The organism is Rathayibacter sp. VKM Ac-2926 (assembly GCF_022815565.1).
GTDB lineage: Bacteria > Actinomycetota > Actinomycetes > Actinomycetales > Microbacteriaceae > Rathayibacter > Rathayibacter festucae.
The window spans coordinates 350508-370400 of sequence record NZ_JALGRS010000004.1 but is presented as its reverse complement, the minus strand read 5'-3'; the positions used below and the strand labels follow the sequence as shown (position 1 = coordinate 370400).

The following is a 19893-nucleotide window of genomic DNA, read 5'->3' as shown; positions in this document are numbered from 1 at the left end:
GCGCCACGCTACCCGCCCCGTCCGACACCGGAGCGCCGCTCAGGAGTGGGGGAGCAGGTAGCCGTCCTCCGGCGCGCCTGTGGCCAGGCCGTCGGCGAGGAGGCCGGCGAGGGCGCGGTCGCGCTGCTCGGCGTCCGGCCAGAGGGAGGCGATCTCGGCGGCGGTCACCGGGCCGTGCGCGGCGCGGAGCTCGGCGAGGATCAGGCCGCGCACCTGCCGGTCGGAGCCCTCGTACTTCTTCTGTCGCGCCTTGACCGGGCCGTCGTAGGCCGGGTAGCCGGCGGCCCGCCAGGCGCAGGCGTCCCGGATCGGGCAGGCGTCGCAGCGGGGAGCGCGGGCGGTGCAGACGATCGCGCCGAGCTCCATCGCGCCCGCGTTGAAGGCGGCGGCGTCGGCGAGGTCGTCGGGGAGGAGCGCCTCCATCGCGGCGAGGTCGGCCTTCGCGCGCGGCGGGCCGGGCTCGGCCGCGCCGTCGATCGCGCGGGCGATCACCCGCCGGATGTTGGTGTCGACGACGGGGTGACGGTGGCCGAAGGAGAAGACGGCGATCGCGCGCGCGGTGTAGTCGCCGATGCCGGGGAGGGCGAGGAGCGTGTCGACGTCGTGCGGGACGACGCCGCCGTGCTGCTCGGTGATCGCGACGGCGCAGGCGTGCAGGCGCAGCGCCCGGCGCGGGTAGCCGAGCGACTGCCAGGCGCGCACCGCCTCACCCGGAGGGACGGCCGCCAGATCGGCCGGGGTCGGCCAGCGCTCGAGCCACTCGGCGAGTCGCGGGATCACCCGGACGACCGGCGTCTGCTGGAGCATGAACTCGCTGACGAGGGTGCCCCAGGCGGGGAAGCCCTCGCGGCGCCAGGGCAGGTCGCGGGCGTTCTCGCGGAACCAGTCGACGATCGCGGCGGAGAGTGCGGGCATCGATGCGGCGGGCGTCGATCCGGTGGGCATCAGGTCACCCTAGGCCGTCCCGCGTATCGTGGGCGAATGACCAAGTGGGCTCCGCAGAAGGCCGATGTGCTCGACGCTCTCGCGGCGGAGGTGCTGCACAACTACGGGCACGGCCGCGTGGCGGTCGGGATCGACGGCGACGACCCGGAGGTGTCCGGCGCGTTCGCGCTCGCGCTGGCCGAGGCGATGCGCCGGGCGGGCCGGGACACGGTGGTCGCCCACCTCGCCGACTTCCGCCGTCCCCGGGCCGAGCGGGAGGATCCGTCGATCCCGGAGGCGCAGCGCGCCTACCTCGCGGGCTACGACTACGAGCTGCTGCGCCGGGTGCTGCTCGATCCGTTCAAGCTGGGCGGCAGCACCGGCTTCGTCCTGGCCGGCTACGACGGCGTGCGCGACGAGGCGCGGCAGGCGCGCTGGCGCACCGCCGGCCGCGACGCCGTGCTGCTCGTCGACGGGCCGTTCGCCCTGCGTCCCGAGCTCCGCGGAGCGTGGAGCACGTCGATCCGGCTCGACACCCAGGAACCGCCCGTCGACGAGGCCTACCGGGCGAGCACGGATCCGAAGCGGATCGCGGGGATCCTGGTGGACGTCCGCGACCCGGAGCACCCGCGCCGGCTCTTCGCCGACTCCTGCTGAGTCGTCCCGGTCTCCTCCGCTAGACGGAGGACGCCCGCCGGACCACGTCGTCCGCGGGCAGGAACGTGCCCGAGCGCTCGACCTCGTGCACGAGCTCGACGAGCAGCTGGTTGACCGGCGCCTCGCGCCCGAGGCGGTGCGCCGTGCGGACGACGGCGCCGGCCAGATGGTCGATCTCGCTCGGGACTCCGCGCCGCACGCTCTGCAGCGTGGACCCGGGGTTCGGCACGTCGCCCATCCGGGTCGCCATCCGCCGCGGCAGCAGCTCGACGACCGGCAGCGGCGCGGCCGCGAGCGCGCGGATCCGGGCGGCGGTGAGCCCCTGCAGCGCACCGAAGCGGACGCCGGCGGCCAGGCCGGTCCGCGCCGCCTCCCGCATGGCCCGCGCGAGCAGCCGGCGCAGGCCCGGGTGCGCGATCGTCTCCTGCACGGAGAGCCCGGTGATCGCGGGCAGCGCGTTGACCTCGTTGATCAGCAGCTTCGTCCACTGCGCCCCGAGGAAGTCGTCGGTGGTGGCCGTGGGCACCGCCTCGCCGAGGATCGCGGCGGCCCGGCGGACGTCGTCGTCGGCGGGGCGTCCGGGGACGCCGAGGGTCGTCGTCGCCGGGGCGGTCACCGTGACGCGGCCGGGCTCGAGGTGGCTGGCCGCGAAGAGGGCGAGCGCGCCGACGAGGCGGGCGTCGCGGACCTGGCGGGCGGCGGCGTCGAGGCCGTCGAGCCCGTTCTGGACCACGACGAGGAGCGTGCCGTCGACCGTGCGGCGGTTGGCGCGGAGCGCGTCCTCGGCGTCCTGCGCCTTCGTGCAGAGCACGGCCAGATCGGGAACGAGGTCGAGCGTCTCGCCGCAGCGCACCCAGGCGGTGTGCTCGCCCCAGGCGCCGTCGAGGCGGAGGCCCTGCCGCCGGATCGCCGTGAGGTTCTCGCCCCGGGCGGTCACCTCGACGTCGTGTCCTGCGCGGTCCAGGAGAGCGGCGACGGTGCCGCCGACGGCGCCCGCTCCGAGTACGGCGATCCTCATCCGGACAGCCTAGAACCGCGGCGGGCGGCGGCCGTGCCGGGCGCGGGCTCCGCGGGGCCGACTCCCGAACTGCGCGTGTATCCTCGCACCCGTGCTCGAGACTCCCAGCCCTTCTGCGGCGGCTCCGAACGGGATCCTCCTGCTGGACAAGCCGGGCGGGATCACCAGCCACGACCTCGTCTCGCGGACCCGCCGCCGCGCCGGGACGCGCAAGGTCGGGCACGCCGGGACGCTCGATCCGATGGCGACCGGGCTGATGATCCTGGGCCTGGGGCCCTCGACCCGGCTCCTCACCTACCTGGTCGGCCTCGACAAGGAGTACGAGGCGACGATCCGCCTCGGCGCCGCGACGAGCACCGACGACCGCGAGGGCGAGACGCTCACGACCGCCGAGCCCGGCGCGGTGGCGGCGCTCACCGCCGAGGCGGTCGACGCCGTCGTGGCGACCCTCACCGGCGCGATCGAGCAGATCCCGAGCGCCGTCAGCGCCATCAAGGTGGACGGCCGGCGCGCCTACGCCCGGGTGCGCGACGGCGAGGAGGTCGTGCTTCCGGCGCGTCCCGTCACCGTGAGCGCCTTCGACGTCCTCGAGCGCCGGGAGGCCGACGGCTTCCTCGACCTCGACGTCCGCGTCACCTGCTCCTCCGGCACCTACATCCGCGCGCTCGCGCGCGACCTCGGCGCCGCGCTCGGCGTCGGCGGGCACCTCACCGTGCTCCGCCGCACGGCCGTCGGCCCGTTCCGGGTCGCCGGGGCCGGCGTCATCGACGAGCTCGACGTCCCCGCCGCCCTGCTCACGCCGACCGCTGTCGCGGGCGAGCTGTTCCCACTGCTGCACCTGGACGCAGGCGAGGCGGTCGACCTCGCGAACGGCAAGCGGATCCCGGTGCCCGAGGCGTTCGCGGGGGCCAAGGGCCTGCTCGCCGCCGTCGGTCCGGGGGAGCGCCTGGTCGGCCTCGCCGAGCGCCGCGGCGCCGCGCTGAAGAGCGTCGTCAACTTCCCCACCGAGGAGCTCCGGGTGGCGACGTCGTGATCGATTGGTTCACCACCCTCCAGGTCGGCATCGCTGTCGCGGCGGGCTTGCTCTGCCTGGTGCTCGGGATGATCGGCCGGCGCCCCTCCGACGTCACGGTCGGGGCCACCGCGATCGTCGAGCTGCTGCTGATCGTCCAGCTCGCCGTCGCGATCGTCTCGCCCCTGGTCGGCAACCGGCCCTCGGGCAGCCTGCCCGAGTTCTACATCTACCTGGTCTCGGCGCTGATCCTGCCGCTCGCCGCCGGCTTCTGGGCGCTGATCGAGCGCAGCCGGTGGAGCACGGTCATCCTCGGCGTCGTCTGCCTCGCGATCGCCGTGATGGTCTACCGGATGCACCAGATCTGGTTCTTCCAGGCCGCCTGACGCTCCCGATCCCCGGCCGAGGGGGAGAGGGCGCAGCGAGCGCCTACCATTGACCCTGCGATGTCGAACCAACCCAGCGATGCGCCCGGACGGGCGGCCCAGGACCCAGCTCTGCCACACCCCGATCAGCGACCCGCCCGCTCGGCGCGATCCCGGGGGATCGGCAGCCTCCTCGTCGTCGTCTACGGCATCCTCGCGCTCGCCGCGACGGGCCGCTCGGTCTTCCAGATCATCGACCGCTTCGACGAGGCGCCGCTCGCGTTCTCGCTCTCGGCGCTCTCGGCCGTCGTCTACATCCTCGCGACCATCGCCCTCGTGGCGCCCGGCCGGGTCTGGCAGCGCATCGCCTTCGTGACCATCACCTTCGAGCTGGTCGGCGTGCTCGTCGTCGGCGCGATCAGCGTGCTGGCCCCGCAGCTGCTCGGGCTCTCGAGCGCGGATCCGTTCGGCCGGCAGTCGACGGTCTGGGCGGCGTTCGGCGCGGGCTACCTGCTCATCCCGCTGGTACTTCCGGTGCTCGGGCTCTGGTGGCTGCGGGTGCAGGGCCGGCGCTCCTCCGCGGGAACGGCGGCCTGATGCGCGTCGAGCAGCGCCCCGCCGACCTCACCGGCATCGGCCCGTCCGCCGTCACCATCGGCAAGTTCGACGGCGTGCACACCGGCCACCGGGCCGTGATCGACACCCTGCACGCGCGGGCCCGCGAGCGTGGTCTGGCCGCGGTCGTCGTCACCTTCGACCGGAATCCGCTCAGCGTGATCGCCCCGGAGAAGTGCCCGCCGGCCCTGGTCGGCAACGAGCAGAAGCTCGAGCTGCTGGCCGGGACGGGGATCGACGCGACGCTGCTCCTGGCGTTCGACGAGCGGTTCCGCTCGCTCACGGCCGAGGAGTTCGTGCAGCAGGTGCTCGTCGACGCCCTGGAGGCGCGCGTGGTGCTGGTCGGCTCGGACTTCCGCTTCGGTGCCCACGGCGCCGGCGACGTCGCGATGCTGCGGGCGCTCGGCGAGACCCACGGCTTCGAGGTCGAGCTGATCGACGACGTGCGGCCGGAGCACGGCCGCCGCGTCTCCTCCACCTGGATCCGCGAGCTGCTCGCCGAGGGCGACGTCGAGCACGCGACCTGGCTGCTCGGCCACGAGCCGGTAGTGCGCGGCGTCGTCGTGCACGGCGCCAAGCGCGGCCGCGAGCTCGGCTTCCCGACCGCGAACCTCTCGCCCGAGTCGCAGGGGCTGATCCCCGCCGACGGCGTCTACGCCGGCCGCTTCGTCACCGAGGGCCGCAGCTACCCGGCCGCGATCTCGGTCGGCAGCAACCCGACCTTCGTCGGCGTGCCGCCCAAGCAGGTCGAGGCCTACCTGCTGGACGAGACGATCGACCTCTACGACCGCGTCGTCGACGTGGCCTTCGTCTCGCGCATCCGCGGCCAGGTGGCGTACGAGGGCGTCGAGCCGCTGATCCGGCAGATGAACGACGACGTCGAGAAGGTCCGCACGATCCTCGGCGCGGAGCGACCGGCCGGCTGACGCCTCCGGAGTCCGCGGGGGCGGCTCCGGCGGTCCTAGCAGTGGCCGGAGCGGCGCACCAGCGGGAGAGCGCCCAGGGGCGGCGGCGTACCGTGGCTCGCATGAGCGAATCCTCACCCGCCCCGTCGCGCCCCTCGGACCCGTCGCGCCCGCTGGCGCTCGTCACCGGAGCGACCGGCTACATCGGCGGCCGCCTCACCCCGCGCCTGCTCGAGGCCGGCTACCGGGTCCGCGTGCTGGTCCGCGACCCGCGGAAGCTCGCCGAGGTCCCGTGGGCCGAGGAGGTCGAGGTGGCGCAGGGCGATCTCAGCGACCCGGAGTCGCTGGCGGCCGCGTTCGAGGGCGTCGACGTCCTCTACTACCTCGTGCACTCGATGGGCTCGGGCGCCGACCACGCGCGCTTCGAGCAGGTCGAGAGCCGCGCCGCCATGAACGTCGCCGAGGCCGCGCTCGCGGCCGGCGTCGACCGGATCGTCTACCTCGGCGGCCTGCACCCGGACGTCGAGAAGCTCTCGCCGCACCTGCGCTCGCGGGCCGAGGTGGGCCGCATCCTGATGGCCTCGGGCGTGCCGACGATCGCGCTGCAGGCCGGCGTCATCATCGGCTCCGGCTCCACCTCGTTCGAGATGGTGCGCCACCTCACCGACGTCCTGCCGTACATGCCCGCGCCGCAGTGGGTGCGCAACTTCATCCAGCCGATCGCCGTCCGCGACGTGCTGCACTACCTGCTCGGCGCCGCCGCGCTCGAGGACGCGACGCTGAACCGCACCTTCGACATCGGCGGGCCGGACGTCCTCCGCTACGGCCAGATGATGAACGGCTACGCGGTCGAGGCGGGGCTCGCGCAGCGGCCGATCGCCTCGCTGCCGGTGTTCACGCCGTGGCTCGCCTCGCAGTGGGTCAACCTGGTGACGCCGATCCCGCGCTCGCTCGCGGTGCCGATCATCGCCTCGCTGCAGTACGACTGCGTGGTGCGCGAGGACGACATCCGCGGGCTGATCCCGGACCCCGAGGGCGGGCTGACGCCGTACCGCCGCTCGGTCCGGCTCGCACTGGGCAAGATGCAGGCGGGCGAGATCGAGACCAGCTGGCAGAACGCCGAGGTCGTCGGCGCCCCCAGCGACCCGCTGCCGAGCGACCCGGAGTGGGCCGGCCACACGGTCTACGTCGACCTCAAGGTGCGCCGGACGGACGCCGACCCGGCGAAGCTCTGGCGGGTCATCGAGGGCATCGGCGGCACCAACGGCTGGTACTCGTTCCCGCTGGCCTGGGCGATCCGCGGCTGGATGGACAAGCTCGTCGGGGGAGTGGGCCTGCAGCGCGGGCGCCGCGACTCCGAGCGGCTGCACGCGGGCGACGCCCTGGACTTCTGGCGCGTCGAGGCGATCGAGCGGCCGACGCTGCTCCGCCTGCGCGCGGAGATGAAGGTGCCCGGCGGTGCCTGGCTGGAGATGCGCGCGGAGCCCGGCGAGGACGGCGGATCCGTGTACACCCAGCGCGCCGTCTTCTTCCCGCAGGGTCTCGGCGGGCGGCTCTACTGGTTCGCCGTGCTGCCCTTCCACGGCGTGATCTTCAACGGGATGGCCAACCGCATCACGGCCACCGCGACCGACCTCGCCGACGCCGGCGAGGAGCGCTCCCCTGGTGGGCGCGGGGCGCAGCGGTGACAATGGAGGGGTCCGCGGGCGGCGACGCCGCCTCGGACGCGAACGAGAGGAGCACGATGAGCGAACGATCGGACACGGACGCGGGGCGCGATCTCCAGCTGGGAAAGGTCGCCTTCATCGGCGACAGCATCATCCAGGGCGGGTCCTGGGACGAGTGGTTGACCGCGTCGACGGTCGTCGACGAGGGCATCGGCGGAGCGACCAGCGACGACGTCGTGGAGCGGCTGCCCGGGCTCGTCGAGGGGGCGCCCGACACGGTGGTCCTGCTGGTCGGGACGAACGACCTGGCCTACCACCGCACGACCGAGCACATCGTGCGCAACATCGAGACCATCGTCGCGACCTTCCGCCGCGACCTCCCCGACGTGCGGATCCTGGTGACCTCGATCCTGCCGCGCGCCCGCGAGTTCGGCGCGCAGATCCGCGAGGTCAACCGCCACCTGTGGCAGTTCGCGCCCACGGCGCACGCCGGCTACCTCGACCTGTTTCCGGTGCTCGCCGGCGAGGACGGCGCCCTGCTCGAGCAGTACTCGCCCGACGGCCTGCACCTCAACGAGGCCGGCTACGGCGCCTGGCGCGAGGCCCTCGGCCCGGCCCTCGACTCCGTGCTGCGGATGCCGCCGCGCACCCGGCCGATCACGCTGCCGTACGACGAGTTCGCGCGGCCGAAGACGGCGTAGCGCCTCACCGCCGAGCAGCTCTGCGGAGCCGGAGGGAGCCGTGACCGAGGGGTCCGGCTCCCTTCGTCGTTCCACGGCGCTCGGGAGAGTGCGCGGCGGGGCACGGCTCTTCGGGGATCGATCAGCGGTTCTTGCCCGGGGCATAGGCGGCGACGGCACTGTCGATCGTGCACCCGGCCGGGTGCGCACGAGAGCCGGAGGCGCAGCATGAGCAGCACGATCGAGAACCAGGCACCGGGGACGGCGGAGTGGCCGCCGCCGACGGCGGGGACTGCGGCACCGAGCGCGTCGGAGCCCGCGCAGCCGCGTCAGCCGCTCTGGCGACGGCGCCGCGTCCGCTGGATCGCGCTCGCCGTCCTCGCCGGTCTGCTGCTGCTGGGCGGCGGCTTCGGGATCGGCTACGCCGTCGGGAACTCGGTCGGGTCGTCCGCCGTTGGCGGATTCGACCCGTCGCAGCGGGGCGGGATGCCGGACGGCGGCTTCCCCGGCGGTGGTGGTCCCGGGTCGTTCGGCGGCCAGGGGAGCGGCACCGGGACGGACTCCGGGACCGGGTCGGACACCGGCACCGGTGCCGCGAGCGGGACGGCGAGCTAGGCGAGCACCCGAAGGAAGACCGGACATCTACTCGGGGTGTGCGGGGGCGCGGATGGCGGTATTCCCATTGCATCCCCTCGTTTTATTCACTGCTCGGCCCTCCTGGCCGATGGAGTACGACCTGCGACCCGACGTGATCGAGGTCGAAGGCGTCGCCTACATCGCTGAGGGCAGCCAGCTCGGTTACTTGCGCGAGGGCGTCTCGACCGCGATCGGCTGGCGCGAGTGAGGGTCGTCGGCTACCTGCGGGTCTCGACTGTCGGGCAGGAGTACGGCATCGAGGCTCAGCGCGCAGCGATCGCCGCCACAGCCGAGCAGCGCTGGTGGGACGTCGAATGGATCGAGGACGCTGGCCGGTCCGGGAAGGACATCAACCGGCCTGGCATCACCCGTGCCCTGTCGATCCTCCGAGCCGGCGAGGCCGAGGCTCTCGTCGTGTCGAAGCTCGACCGGCTCAGCCGAAGCCTTGCCGACTTCGCTCGGCTACTCGAGACGGCAGGGAAGCAGGGGTGGGGAGTGGTGGCGATCGACCTCGGCATCGACACCACCACCCCGACCGGCGAGCTGGTCGCGAACATCATGGCCGCTGTCTCCCGCTGGGAACGGCAGATGATCGGCGTCCGCACGAGGGAAGGGCTGGCCGTCGCGAAGGCGAAGGGCAAGCGCCTCGGCTCACCTGTCCTGACGAGCCCTGAGACCGCCGCTCGGATCATCGAGGAGCGCCGAGGCGGCGCAACCCTGGCAGCGATCGCCGAGGGCTTGAACAGGGACTCAGTGCCGCGCGCCGGGGGAGGGGCGAAGTGGTATCCGAGTAGCGTGAGCAAGGTGGCGCGGCGAACAGTGGGTTAGACCATGCACTTAGCTACGGCTTCGTGAAAAAGCTGCCCTGTTGAGGTCGACCCTTCTCGTCGAACCACGTCAGCTCGAAATGGATCCCTCCTTCGATGCCACCAGCTGTGAGGGAGCCGGAGAAGTATCCATCGCTCTCCCCAGATAAGTCGACGAAGTGCGCTCCGTCTTCATGGATGAAGTCGGAGTCGCCGGTGACGTGCACCTCTCGAGCGACGCTTCGCGCGACCATGTTTCGTATCTTGAAGGTTCCGGTCCAATCCTCCGAGATAGTCCATCTGGGCCTCGGAAGGGGAAGTGCCCGCACTTCTCTCTCGAGGTCAGCTCTGGCGCTCGCGAGTTGCTCTTCCAATTCCGCCCGGCCGACCGCGGCTTCCTCTTTGCCCTGTTCATAACCTGCCTTCTGGGCAAGGTCACGCACGTCTTCGATGGCGGCGACGCGCTCCTGAGCCTCGGCCAGCCGCTGTCTGACTGCCGACAGCTCATCGAGGATCTGCTTCCGCTTGGCAGCGCCTTCCGCGACGCCCTGGTCGTAGCCAGCCCGCCCAGCTAGGTCTGAGACTTCCGCTTGTGCTCGGCGGTAAGCGTCATCGATAGCAGCCTGCGCATTGGCCTCTGCAGCTTCGACGTTCCGCCTCCCGGTCTCCAGTGCTTCCTCATACTGCCTCGTCCATGCCCTATCTGCGGCTTCGAGACGGGCGGTCGCTACCTTTTCTGCTCCGGTTCGACCAGCTGTGTGTGCACGTCTGAAGCGTTCAGCATCTCGGACACGTACGCGGGCCCACGTGGTCAAGTACGGAACCGGTATCTTTCGCCACAATTTCGCCACACCAGCCGATACCGGTGCGCGCCAGCGCGGCACCCTCGAGACGACGAACGTGATCAGCGCAAGAGCGGCCGCGACGATGAGGCCACCGACGACGTTCGAGCCGAGCTGCGTCTCGGACCATCGCCAGAAGTCGTCCCAAGTCACGGGCTGAGTGTACCGGCATGGCACACGCACAGACCGGTGGCGCTGTTGCTCGTGTTCCGCCATGCTCGGAAGATGCCTGACCTTCGATTCCGTATCGCGTCCATCACAGCGGCTGCTGGTCAAGAGGCGATCCTGCCGCAAACGGGTGTCACCTGCATCGTCGGAGGCAATAACGCGGGCAAGTCGCGATTGCTTCGCGATATCGTGACGTCAATAAGTGGATCTAGTTCAAACTTTGAAGACGTGGTGACCCTCTCAAATCTTGAGCTCAGCAAGGACACTTTTTCGGAGAGTGAGCTCCGGGCGTGGCTCGAAGGGCGCTTCGGACCCGCTGACGCGAGGGGCGAAATTCCCTCGTGGGGTCCTAGCACGACTAGTCTCAATATCGTTCTGGCGATGGCGGCGATGGGGAATATCACCAATCTCGCAAACTACTTCCTGAGATACGTTGCGGCCTCAGAATCTGTGAGTTTTGCCAGCGGTGAGTATATGCCAATGGGAGGGGATTGGGGGCCCTTCTCTATGATGTATAAAGACGGCTCCATTGTCGAGCAACTATCCGAACTGAGTCAAACATATTTCGGTGATGGTCTGACTTACGACCGAGTGAATCTGAATCCTCGTCTGCGATTTGGTCTTATCGATCACAGTATCGAAGTCCCCCGTATCGATAACCCGACTCGGGAATATAGCGAGGCTGTGCTAGCGCTTCCGCCCCTTGGATCCCAAGGTGACGGAATCAAGGCCTTTGCGGGTATTGCTCTCCGCCTGATAACCGATCCTGCACAGGTGTTTCTTTTTGATGAGCCTGAGACATTTCTTCATCCTGCGCAGGCGCGCGCGCTTGGTGCCTGGATTGCTCGGATCGCACGTGAGCGAGATTTGCAAATCATCCTGTCGACGCACGATAAGGATCTCGTCCTAGGAATCATGGAGGAATCACGCGCGACGGCCGCGTCGTTCGTTCGTATCTCGCGCCCTACTGATGTATCGAGCTTCGCGACGCTTGACGCTACCGAAGTGGAGGAGGCGTGGAGCGATCCGACTCTTCGCTACTCGAACGTGCTTGACGGTTTGTTCCACCAGACGGTGGTGGTCTGCGAGGGGGACGCAGATTGCCGTTTCTTCTCCGCGGCTCTTGACGAGCACGCGGCACGACTTGGACGACGGTACGGAGCTTCCGAGGTGATGTTTATTCCAACAGGGGGGAAGCAGAATCTCCAAAAGCCCGTCAAGGCTCTTCGTAGTCTAGATGTTCAGGTGAAAGTGATTGCGGATTTTGATCTAATACAGGAGCGATCAGAAGTTCGCGCGCTGGTTGAGGCAGTCGGAGCGAACTGGACCGAATCACTGCAGACGAACTTCGGCGTATTTCGTGGCTGGCTCCGACGCAACATCAGCGATTGGGAAATCGTGAAACATGGAGGGGTGTCTACCATCCGCGACGCAGTGGCGACCCGCGCAGCCAACGAGTTCCTCAGTGAGCTAGAGGCGCTTGGGATCCACGTCCTTCGTATCGGAGAGATGGAGGACTTCGACCACACGCTCGATGTGCCAAAGGCGGCACCTTGGGTCTCGGCCGCGATCGAGAATGACGTCCATGCCACGAACCGAGACGTGCAAGATCTCATGACGCGGATGTTCCCCTGGGTTGCGAAGGCGCAGGTCAGCTGACGATTACGACGCGCTGGCCCATCAGCGCATCTCGGTGATCGAGCTTTCGCTCCGCGAACGACTCCACCGTCTCGCCTGAGCGCTGGCGCACGTAGCTGCCCATGCCCTTCGGGAACTCGTGCACCTCGACGCGCTGAATCAGCACGCGTAGGAAGTTCCGGCGGCGCTCCGGGGACCAACTGCGCCAGTCGAGGCCGTCCGCGAGTGCGTCCGTCATGATCGAGGTTCCGAGGAGCGCGTCGATCTGCCTCGTCGTCTCGTCCGTCTCCACGCGCACACGTTCGACATGCTGCGCGTGCTCACGCTCGGACAGCGCGCCGCGGATGAAGAGGTCGTCCGCTCGGCTCTTCTGATCGCGCAGGTCGTCGCGGTGCGCTTCGAGCTGGGCGATCTTCGCGTCGTCGGCAGGGTCCTGCTCTGCGAGTCGCGTGCGCAGGCGCGGGTTCTTCTCGTCGAGCGACTTCATCACCACGTCGAAGACGTACGTCTCCAGATCGTCGTGGCCGATCACCATGCTTCCGCAGGCGCCGTCACCGTTGACGATCTTCGTGCACTTCAGCGCTGGGCGTCCGTGCTGCATCGTCGTGATCAGGCGCTTCCCGCACCGACCGCACACGCTCAGCCCACCTGCCATCGAGTACTTGCTTCCCTTCACGCCGGGGGAGTTGGTGTTCTTTCGCGAAGGGCCGCCGAACAGGGAGGCGAGACGCGCGGAGTTCGTGCAATCGAGGATCGGCTCGCGATGTCTTGGACCTCCCGCTCGTGGAGGAAGAGTGACTGCCCGTCGAACCGTGGCTCGGCTTCGCGCCGCGGCCGGGACGGCGAGCTAGCCGAGCGCCTCGCGGAAGGCGGCGAGGGCGTCGTCCGAGAAGAGCACGAAGCGGACCTCGTCGAGGGTGCCCAGGCCGTCCTCGGCGGCGGCGAGCCGGACGGAGTCGACGGCGATGCGCGCCGCGCTCGCCATCGGCCAGCCGTAGACGCCGGCGGAGATGGCGGGGAACGCGACGGTGCGGGCGCCGAGGGAGCGGGCGACGCGGATCGACTCGGTGTAGGCGGAGGCGAGGACGGCCGAGCGGTCGTCGCTCCGCGAGTAGACGGGGCCGACGGTGTGCACGACCCAGCGGGCGGGCAGGCGGCCGGCGGTGGTCGCGACCGCGGAGCCGGCGGGGAGTCCGTCGCGCAGGTCGCCCGCCCGGAGGCGCCGGCACTCCTCGAGGATCTCGGGGCCGCCCGCGCGGTGGATCGCTCCGTCGACCCCGCCGCCGCCGAGCAGCGACGAATTGGCGGCGTTGACGATCACGTCGACCTGCTCGCGGGTGATGTCGCCGCGGACGGCGGTGAGCGCGGTCACGAGCGGTTGTTCGAGAGTTCGAAGATCTTCACGAGCTCGGTGATAGCGGCCTCGCGCGCGTCGCCGCCCTCGTCGAACATCGCGGTGACGTGGGTGCGCAGGTGGTTCTCGACGATCAGCTTGTTCAGCGAGCCGAGCGACTTCTGGATGGCGAGTGACTGCGTGACGATGTCGACGCAGTAGTCCTCGTTCTCGATGGCCTTCTCGAGGCCGCGCATCTGGCCCGCCAGGATGCGGGCGCGGTGCAGGGAGCGCTTCTTCAGATCCTCGATCACCCGCACAGTTTACGCCGGAGCGCCGATACCCGGCGGGGGTATCCGCCCGCGAGACGACGCACACTGTGATCCGTGAACGCGTCGGCACCCGTTTCGCGTCGTCTCGATCGGGGTGCGGAGGTCGAGTGGACCCGCGCTGGGCTGTGCCGGCCTGTCCGGACCCGATTCGCGTCCGTTCGCTCACGAGCGGGGCCGCGAGCCGTTGAGTCGACGCTCGATGGGGTCTGCGGGCGCACTCGCGCCCCGTACGGGTCGATTCGCACGGAGCGAGGAGGCCGAACGGACAGCTGCTGGGGCCCGAGGGTGGGTCGGGACCCGATCCGGGTCTGTTGGTGACGGCGCGGGGGCGTGGCTCCGCGAGTGGACGCGGACTGGTGCCCGTGCGCGGGCGTGCGCCCGGTCCGGGTCGGTTCGCGCGAGGGGCGGGAGCCGAACGGGCCCGTGCAGGCTTCCACAGCGGAGCGGTCGGGACCGCCCCGTACGATCGACGGGTGAACGCCAAGAAGTCCGGCCCCCCGCGCGGCGGCACGACCGCCCGCTACCCGTCCCGCTCGAGCGCGCGGATGGCGCTGGCGCCGGGGATCCTCGAGGCGATCATCCTGCTCGCGGGGCTCGCGCTGGTCGGCGGCGACGCCTACGACTTCGTGCGCTACCCGGTGGCGATCCTCGCGGCCGTCATCGGCTGGTTCGCCATCCAGGCGAAGGCCTACTACTGGCTGATCGGGCTCGCGCCGATCGTCGTGCTCTGGAACCCGGTCTTCCCGTTCTCGTTCCCGGACGCCGTCTGGTCCTCGCTGCACCTCGCCGCGGTCGGCTTGGTCGTCGCCGCGGGCCTGATCATCCGGGTGCGCGTCGCCGAGTGATCCCGGGACTGCTGAACGCGCCCGGAGGCGCGGGGGTGCGGCCGATCCGGCGCTGAGGAGTAGACTCGACGCGCGCCCGCACGCCGGGGATGCTGCGACCGGGTCTCAGACCCGTTGCTCGGAGCTCCCGACGGCCACCGAGTGCATCGGTGCCCGTCTCGTCCCAGGCGTGACGCGGCCAGTGCAACACACGCAGTGCGGGCAAGACCCGCACAGCACGCAAGACACGCACAGTGCAATGCGACGGTAGAGCGCGGGAACCCCTCCTCCGCCCCCGTCCACGTCGAGGAGGAGCATGGCTCGCAGCGGCCAGCGTCAGTCCGGTCAGTCGCGTCGTACGACGAACGCGAGCCCGGGCACCCGCCCGCGTTCGCGCCCGCGCGGCGTCGACAACTCCGGGATCATCCCGATCCTCGCCCGTCGCGTGCGCGAGGTCGAGGCGAAGGCCCAGACCGGCAAGGTCGGGCCGACCAATCGCACGAAGTTCCTCGTCATCGCCCTGCTGATGCGCGAGGAGCGCAAGCGGGTGAAGAGCGACACCGAGCTGAGCGACTCGCAGCGCGCGGAGGAGATGAAGCGCCTCGACGGCATCGCGACCATCCTCGCGAAGACCGCCGCACGCGACACCAGCCTGATCGCCCTGCTCGAGTCGGAGGCCGGCATCACCGCGGCCGCGCAGAAGCTGCGCCGCGACTGGCTGCTGGAGGCCGGCGCCGAGCTGAGCCCCGACGAGCTGCTGATCGTGACCGAGCCGGAGCCCAAGCCGGAGGTGCCGGTCAACCAGGTCGTGCCGCCGTCGGTGCGCGCCCGCCAGCTCGCCAACCCCTTCCTCCCGCCGGACTTCTCGATCGCCAGCGCGCCCACCCCCGCCCGCCGCCGCCTCGACGACTGGGAGCTGCTCGGTCCGCTCTTCAAGGCGTTCGAGTACGGCGCCGGCGGCCGCGCCGCCAGCATGGAGCTGCCCGAGCCGCCGAAGATCGACCGGGTGACGCCGCGCGGTCGCGACCTGATGCCGCACCAGGCGCGCTTCATCGAGGGCGCGCGCGAGGGGCACCGCAGCTTCCTGCTCGCCGACGAGCCGGGCCTGGGCAAGACGGCGCAGAGCCTCCTCGCCGCGTCCGTCACCGGCTCCTACCCGCTGCTGGCCGTGGTGCCCAACGTCGTGAAGATGAACTGGGCGCGCGAGGTCGAGCGCTGGACGCCGCAGCGCCGCGCCACCGTCATCCACGGCGACGGCGGCACGCTCGACGCGTTCGCCGACGTCGTGATCGTCAACTACGACATCCTCGACCGGCACATCGGCTGGCTCGGCAGCCTCGGCTTCCGCGGCATGGTCGTCGACGAGGCGCACTTCATCAAGAACCTCCGCTCGCAGCGCTCGCAGAGCGTCCTGGCGCTGGCCGCGAAGATCCGCGAGACGACGCCGGGCCACGACCCGCTGATGATCGCCCTCACGGGAACGCCGCTGATCAACGACGTGGACGACTTCCGCGCGATCTGGCGCTTCCTGGGCTGGATCGACGAGACCAAGCCCGGGCCCGAGCTGATGGGCCGGCTCGAGGACACGGGGCTCACCCCCGCCGACACGGCCTTCTACCCGGAGGCGCGCGAGGCGGTCATCGACCTCGGCATCGTCCGGCGGAAGAAGATCGACGTCGCCGCGGACCTGCCCTCGAAGCGGATCGTCGACCTGCCGGTCGAGCTGGACGACGACCTCGGCCGCTCGATCCAGAAGGCGGAGCGCGAGCTCGGCGCCCGGATGCTGCAGCGCTACAAGGCCGTCACCGCGTCGATCACGCACGAGCTCGACGACGACGAGCGCGAGCGCTTCGTCCGCATCGTCGCGCAGAGCGAGCTCGAGGAGTCGAAGTCGGCCAAGACCGGCGAGAACGTCTTCACGATGGTGCGCCGGATCGGCCAGGCCAAGGCGGCGCTCGCCGCCGACTACGCCTCGCAGCTGGCCCGCTCGGTCGGCAAGGTGGTCTTCTTCGCCAAGCACATCGACGTGATGGACCAGGCGGAGGAGACCTTCGAGAAGCGCGATCTCACCTCGGTCTCGATCCGCGGGGACCAGTCGGCGACGTTCCGCCAGTCGCAGATCGACGCCTTCAACGAGGACCCCGACGTCTCGGTCGCGGTCTGCTCGCTCACCGCGGCGGGCGTCGGCGTCAACCTGCAGGCGTCGTCCAACGTCGTCCTGGCCGAGCTGTCCTGGACCTCGGCCGAGCAGACGCAGGCGATCGACCGCGTGCACCGCATCGGCCAGGAGGAGCCGGTCACGGCCTGGCGCATCATCGCAGCGCACACGATCGACGCGAAGATCGCCGAGCTGATCGACGCGAAGGCCGGCCTCGCCGCCCGCGCGCTCGACGGCGCGGACGCCGAGGTCGCCTCGGCCGACACGGTTCAGCTGGACGCGCTCATGCACGTCCTCCGCGAGGCGATCGGCTGAGCGGAGCCGCGAAGAAGTCGCGCTCGAAGAGGCTCGAGCGCAGGAACGCGTCGCCCATGGCGGCGCGTTCCGTGTTCGTGCCGCGGGCGGCGGCCGCCTCGGTGATAGCGATCGCGCGCTCGGTCGCGACGGCGAAGGCAGGATCCGCGTAGGTGACGAGCCAGTCCGCGTAGGGGTGCCCGGGCCGGTTCGCCGCGGCGAGGCGCTCGCCGATGCCCGCGTAGAGCCAGAAGCAGGGCAGCAGCGCGGCGACGATCTCGCCGTAGCTCCCTCTCGTGCCGACCGCGAGCAGGTGGTCGACGTAGCCGCGGGTGACGGGGGACGCCGTCGCCGTCCGCTCGCCGAGGCGGTCGCGGTGCAGCTGCGCCTCCGCCGCCAGAGCCGAGGCCGAGGACTCCGCCCAGAAGACCTGCTCGGCGGTGCTCGGCGCGCGCTGCGCCGCGACCGCGAGGACCCGGGCGTACTCGGTGAGGTAGAGCGCGTCCTGCTCGAGGTACCACTCGAAGTCGTCGCGGGCGAGGGAGCCGTCGCCGAGCGCCGTGACGAACGGCAGCGCGTCGATCTCGGCGCGGAGCTGCTCCGTCGCGGTCCACATCCGCTCGCAGAACGCCGGGGCGCGCAGGCGGTGGAAGTGGTCGATCGGACCGTTGCCGCTGCCCACCCGGAGTGCGTCGGCCCCGCGGAGGGCCCCGTTCAGCCAGTCCTTGGCCTCGATCAGCGCCTGAGTGAGGGTGTCCGGAGTCGTCCCGCCACCGGCGAGGAGCGTCGCCATCGCGGAGGAGAGCGAGCAGCCGGTGCCGTGGGTGTTGCGGGTGGCGACGCGCTCGCCCGGCACCTCGCGCACGCCGCCGTCCGGAGTGACGATCGCGTCCGGCGTCGCCGGGCCGTCGAGGTGCCCGCCCTTCACCAGGACCGCGGTGCCGAGATCCCGGGCCACGGAGCGGGCCTGCTCGAGCGCGGCGGACCAGTCGACGGCCGGCTCCGCTCCGGCGAGCACGGCCAGCTCGGGGAGGTTGGGGGTGACCAGGCCGGCACGGCGGACGAGCGCGCGGACCGCCTCCTCCGCCTCGGGGTCGAGCAGGCGGTGGCCGCTGGTCGCGACCATCACCGGGTCGACGACGACGAGCGGCGGGCGGACGTCGTCCAGCCAGGCGGCGATGATCCCGCCCAGCTCGGCGTTCGCGATCATGCCGATCTTCACGGCGTCGATCTCGACGTCGTCGCTGACCGCGTCGAGCTGCTCGCGGAGGAAGGCGGCGGGCGGCAGGTGGATCGAGTGCACGCCGCGGGTGTTCTGCGCGACGAGCGCGGTGACCACGGCCATCCCGTAGCCGCCGAGCGCGCCGATCGACTTGAGGTCGGCCTGGATGCCGGCACCGCCGGTCGGGTCGGTGCCGGCGATGCTGAGGACCCGGGGGATCGGGCGGGGCTGCGGGAGCGCGGCGCTCATCGGTCCCACTCCGCCCGGAAGGCGCGGGCCGCGGACTCCGGATCGTCGGCCGCGCAGATCGCCGAGACGATCGCGAGACCGGCCGCGCCGGCGCGACGCAGGGCCGCGGCGTCGTCGGACGTGACGCCGCCGATGGCGACGCAGGGGAGCGGCGTCGCGGCGGCGAGGGCGGCGAAGCCGTCGATGCCGAGCGGGACCGGGTGGTCGGGCTTGGTCGCCGTCGCCCGGATCACTCCGACGCCGAGGTAGTCGACGGTGCCGGCGGGCAGGGCGTGCGCGGCGGCGAGGTGGGCCGGGGTGTTCGCCGTCAGCCCGATCACCGCGCCGACGCCGAGGATGCTGCGCGCGGCGAGGACCGGGAGATCGGACTGGCCGACGTGCACGCCGTCGACGCGGGCGCCGGCCAGGCGGGCGGCGAGGACGACGTCGACGCGGTCGTCGACCAGCAGGGTCGTGCGCTCGTCGAGGACGGCGGCGACGGCGCAGGTCAGGGCGACGAGCTCGGCGGCGGTCGCCTCGTGGTCGCGGACCTGGACGACGCGGACGCCGCCGGCGACGGCCGCGGCGACGACGGCCGGGACTCCGCGCGGACCGCAGAGGCGGGTGTCGGTGACGAGCTGGAGCGAGAGGTCGATCATGCGATCAGCGCTCCGCTCTCGACCTCGTCGGCAGTGAGTGCGGCGAGAGCGTCCAGGAGGCCGACCGCGAACGTGCCGGGGCCGGCGGCGGTCTCGGCGGCGCGCTCAGCGGCGAGCCCCCAGACCACGGAGGCGGCGACCGCAGCTCCGAGCGGGTCGGAGCCCGGCACGCCGAGGAAGGCGGCCATCACGGCGCCCAGCGCGCAGCCGCCGCCGGTGACGCGGGTGAGCAGCGGGTGCCCGCCGGTGACGCGGACGACGCGCTCGCCGTCGGTGACGACGTCGACGGCTCCCGAGACGGCGACGACGGCTCCTGAGCGGCGGGCGAGTGCGTTCGCGGCCTCCAGCGCCTCCTCCGGGCCGTCGACGGCGTCGACTCCGCGACCACCCGCGCCGAGGCCGGCGAGGGCGAGGATCTCGGAGGCGTTGCCGCGGATGATCGCGGGTCGCGCCTCGAGCAGCTCCGCCGCGAGCGCGGTGCGCACCGGCAGCGGGCCGACGGCGACCGGGTCGAGCACCCAGGGGGTGCCGGCCGCGCTCGCCGCCGCGACGGCCTCGCGGGCGCCGTCCCGCTGCTCCGCGTGCGGGGTGCCGAGGTTCACCAGCGTCGCGGAGGCGATGCCGGCGAAGACGCCGGCCTCGCCGGGCAGATCGCACATCGCGGGGCTCGCGCCGAGCGCCAGCAGGCTGTTGGCGGTGAAGCCGGTGACCACCGCGTTGGTGATGCACTGGACGAGCGGCGCGGTGCGGCGCAGCTCGCTGAGGTCTCGGGCGACGGCCGCGCCGTCGAGGAGGGTCGGGTGGGCAGGCGTGCGAATGCTCATTCGCGACATCCCTTCGCTAGTACGAACTAGATCAGGTTCGACGGGTCTCATCTCAGCCCTGGTGGGCACCCCGTGTCACTGCCGAC

At 71.3% G+C, this 19893-nt stretch carries 21 protein-coding genes and 1 riboswitch; of the genes, 12 read left to right on the top strand and 9 right to left on the bottom strand.

The genetic code is table 11. The annotated features are described in order from the left end of the window. Nucleotides 1-39 precede the first annotated feature (39 nt). Nucleotides 40-915 (bottom strand): A/G-specific adenine glycosylase, encoded by an 876-nt coding sequence (locus MT351_RS07950; protein WP_243581851.1) that lies wholly within the window; start codon nt 913-915, stop codon nt 40-42. Between the two features lie 66 nt (nt 916-981). Between MT351_RS07950 and MT351_RS07945 the strand changes: the two genes are divergently transcribed. Beyond that, on the top strand, nt 982-1581 hold the full coding sequence (locus MT351_RS07945) for a hypothetical protein (RefSeq protein ID WP_123445537.1): 600 nt from the start codon (nt 982-984) through the stop codon (nt 1579-1581). A 19-nt stretch (nt 1582-1600) separates the two neighbouring features. Here MT351_RS07945 and MT351_RS07940 read toward each other — a convergent pair whose 3' ends face one another. Further along, nucleotides 1601-2599 carry a ketopantoate reductase family protein gene (locus MT351_RS07940; RefSeq protein WP_243581832.1) on the bottom strand — a complete coding sequence of 333 codons (999 nt, stop codon included), beginning with the start codon at nt 2597-2599 and terminating at the stop codon, nt 1601-1603. Nucleotides 2600-2690: 91 nt separating this feature from the next. Between MT351_RS07940 and truB the strand changes: the two genes are divergently transcribed. From truB to MT351_RS07900, 8 genes are all read left to right on the top strand, one after another. Next, nucleotides 2691-3632, top strand: a complete 942-nt coding sequence (gene truB, locus MT351_RS07935; RefSeq protein WP_243581831.1) for a tRNA pseudouridine(55) synthase TruB — start codon at nt 2691-2693, stop codon at nt 3630-3632. Then, nucleotides 3629-3997: a hypothetical protein gene (locus tag MT351_RS07930; protein WP_123735382.1), complete on the top strand. Its 369-nt coding sequence runs from the start codon at nt 3629-3631 to the stop codon at nt 3995-3997. Before truB ends, MT351_RS07930 begins: the two co-directional genes overlap by 4 nt. Before the next feature lie 60 nt (nt 3998-4057). Then, entirely contained in the window at nt 4058-4573 is a 516-nt protein-coding gene (locus MT351_RS07925) for a hypothetical protein (RefSeq protein ID WP_243581830.1), read from the top strand. Further along, nucleotides 4573-5517: a bifunctional riboflavin kinase/FAD synthetase gene (locus tag MT351_RS07920; protein WP_133961693.1), complete on the top strand. Its 945-nt coding sequence runs from the start codon at nt 4573-4575 to the stop codon at nt 5515-5517. The genes MT351_RS07925 and MT351_RS07920 overlap by 1 nt, the downstream gene beginning before the upstream one ends. A gap of 101 nt (nt 5518-5618) precedes the next feature. After that, complete coding sequence (locus MT351_RS07915; RefSeq protein ID WP_243581829.1) at nt 5619-7184, top strand: SDR family oxidoreductase; 1566 nt, start codon at nt 5619-5621, stop codon at nt 7182-7184. A 56-nt stretch (nt 7185-7240) separates the two neighbouring features. Then, on the top strand, nt 7241-7864 hold the full coding sequence (locus tag MT351_RS07910) for a GDSL-type esterase/lipase family protein (RefSeq protein WP_243581828.1): 624 nt from the start codon (nt 7241-7243) through the stop codon (nt 7862-7864). A 207-nt stretch (nt 7865-8071) separates the two neighbouring features. Further along, on the top strand, nt 8072-8458 hold the full coding sequence (locus MT351_RS07905; protein WP_123735384.1) for a hypothetical protein: 387 nt from the start codon (nt 8072-8074) through the stop codon (nt 8456-8458). Nucleotides 8459-8683: 225 nt separating this feature from the next. Further along, on the top strand, nt 8684-9307 hold the full coding sequence (locus MT351_RS07900; protein ID WP_207901625.1) for a recombinase family protein: 624 nt from the start codon (nt 8684-8686) through the stop codon (nt 9305-9307). A 13-nt stretch (nt 9308-9320) separates the two neighbouring features. Here the strand turns inward: MT351_RS07900 and MT351_RS07895 are convergent, their stop codons facing one another. Continuing rightward, nucleotides 9321-10280, bottom strand: coding sequence for a hypothetical protein (locus MT351_RS07895; RefSeq protein ID WP_132435726.1), 960 nt, complete (start codon nt 10278-10280; stop codon nt 9321-9323). Nucleotides 10281-10316: 36 nt separating this feature from the next. On the opposite strand from MT351_RS07895, the gene MT351_RS07890 reads away from it, so the two are divergent. Then, nucleotides 10317-11954, top strand: a complete 1638-nt coding sequence (locus MT351_RS07890; RefSeq protein WP_243581827.1) for an AAA family ATPase — start codon at nt 10317-10319, stop codon at nt 11952-11954. Here the strand turns inward: MT351_RS07890 and MT351_RS07885 are convergent. The 3 genes from MT351_RS07885 to MT351_RS07875 all read right to left on the bottom strand — a co-directional run bounded on the left by MT351_RS07885 (nt 11947) and on the right by MT351_RS07875 (nt 13580). Then, nucleotides 11947-12609 carry a zinc ribbon domain-containing protein gene (locus MT351_RS07885; protein ID WP_243581826.1) on the bottom strand — a complete coding sequence of 221 codons (663 nt, stop codon included), beginning with the start codon at nt 12607-12609 and terminating at the stop codon, nt 11947-11949. The two genes, MT351_RS07890 and MT351_RS07885, sit on opposite strands and share 8 nt — an antisense overlap. A gap of 171 nt (nt 12610-12780) precedes the next feature. Continuing rightward, a complete protein-coding gene (locus MT351_RS07880) occupies nt 12781-13305 on the bottom strand; it encodes an O-acetyl-ADP-ribose deacetylase (RefSeq protein WP_123735389.1) in 525 nt (174 codons plus the stop codon). Next, nucleotides 13302-13580: a metal-sensitive transcriptional regulator gene (locus tag MT351_RS07875; RefSeq protein ID WP_132435723.1), complete on the bottom strand. Its 279-nt coding sequence runs from the start codon at nt 13578-13580 to the stop codon at nt 13302-13304. The genes MT351_RS07880 and MT351_RS07875 overlap by 4 nt, the downstream gene beginning before the upstream one ends. 491 nt (nt 13581-14071) lie before the next feature. On the opposite strand from MT351_RS07875, the gene MT351_RS07870 reads away from it, so the two are divergent. Both MT351_RS07870 and MT351_RS07865 read left to right on the top strand, forming a co-directional pair. Next, nucleotides 14072-14443 (top strand): DUF6804 family protein, encoded by a 372-nt coding sequence (locus tag MT351_RS07870; protein WP_243581825.1) that lies wholly within the window; start codon nt 14072-14074, stop codon nt 14441-14443. Nucleotides 14444-14738: 295 nt separating this feature from the next. Beyond that, on the top strand, nt 14739-16895 hold the full coding sequence (locus MT351_RS07865; RefSeq protein ID WP_243581824.1) for a DEAD/DEAH box helicase: 2157 nt from the start codon (nt 14739-14741) through the stop codon (nt 16893-16895). On the opposite strand, the gene thiD is transcribed toward MT351_RS07865, so the two are convergent. The 3 genes from thiD to thiM all read right to left on the bottom strand — a co-directional run bounded on the left by thiD (nt 16864) and on the right by thiM (nt 19807). Beyond that, nucleotides 16864-18345: a bifunctional hydroxymethylpyrimidine kinase/phosphomethylpyrimidine kinase gene (thiD, locus tag MT351_RS07860; RefSeq protein WP_243581823.1), complete on the bottom strand. Its 1482-nt coding sequence runs from the start codon at nt 18343-18345 to the stop codon at nt 16864-16866. The genes MT351_RS07865 and thiD overlap by 32 nt on opposite strands. Beyond that, nucleotides 18342-18983 carry a thiamine phosphate synthase gene (thiE, locus tag MT351_RS07855; protein WP_243581822.1) on the bottom strand — a complete coding sequence of 214 codons (642 nt, stop codon included), beginning with the start codon at nt 18981-18983 and terminating at the stop codon, nt 18342-18344. Before thiE ends, thiD begins: the two co-directional genes overlap by 4 nt. After that, entirely contained in the window at nt 18980-19807 is an 828-nt protein-coding gene (gene thiM / locus MT351_RS07850; RefSeq protein WP_243581821.1) for a hydroxyethylthiazole kinase, read from the bottom strand. Before thiM ends, thiE begins: the two co-directional genes overlap by 4 nt. Beyond that, nucleotides 19799-19890, bottom strand: a riboswitch (TPP riboswitch). Its footprint overlaps the gene before it by 9 nt. Nucleotides 19891-19893: the final 3 nt, after the last annotated feature.

Coding starts and splice junctions, on each gene's coding strand:
- thiD (WP_243581823.1), bottom strand. CDS start 18,345: ATGAGCGCCGCGCTCCCGCAGCCCCGCCCGATCCCCCGGGTCCTCAGC.
- MT351_RS07925 (WP_243581830.1), top strand. CDS start 4,058: ATGTCGAACCAACCCAGCGATGCGCCCGGACGGGCGGCCCAGGACCCA.
- MT351_RS07905 (WP_123735384.1), top strand. CDS start 8,072: ATGAGCAGCACGATCGAGAACCAGGCACCGGGGACGGCGGAGTGGCCG.
- MT351_RS07915 (WP_243581829.1), top strand. CDS start 5,619: ATGAGCGAATCCTCACCCGCCCCGTCGCGCCCCTCGGACCCGTCGCGC.
- MT351_RS07950 (WP_243581851.1), bottom strand. CDS start 915: ATGCCCGCACTCTCCGCCGCGATCGTCGACTGGTTCCGCGAGAACGCC.
- MT351_RS07940 (WP_243581832.1), bottom strand. CDS start 2,599: ATGAGGATCGCCGTACTCGGAGCGGGCGCCGTCGGCGGCACCGTCGCC.
- MT351_RS07865 (WP_243581824.1), top strand. CDS start 14,739: ATGGCTCGCAGCGGCCAGCGTCAGTCCGGTCAGTCGCGTCGTACGACG.
- thiM (WP_243581821.1), bottom strand. CDS start 19,807: ATGAGCATTCGCACGCCTGCCCACCCGACCCTCCTCGACGGCGCGGCC.
- MT351_RS07945 (WP_123445537.1), top strand. CDS start 982: ATGACCAAGTGGGCTCCGCAGAAGGCCGATGTGCTCGACGCTCTCGCG.
- MT351_RS07920 (WP_133961693.1), top strand. CDS start 4,573: ATGCGCGTCGAGCAGCGCCCCGCCGACCTCACCGGCATCGGCCCGTCC.
- MT351_RS07910 (WP_243581828.1), top strand. CDS start 7,241: ATGAGCGAACGATCGGACACGGACGCGGGGCGCGATCTCCAGCTGGGA.
- thiE (WP_243581822.1), bottom strand. CDS start 18,983: ATGATCGACCTCTCGCTCCAGCTCGTCACCGACACCCGCCTCTGCGGT.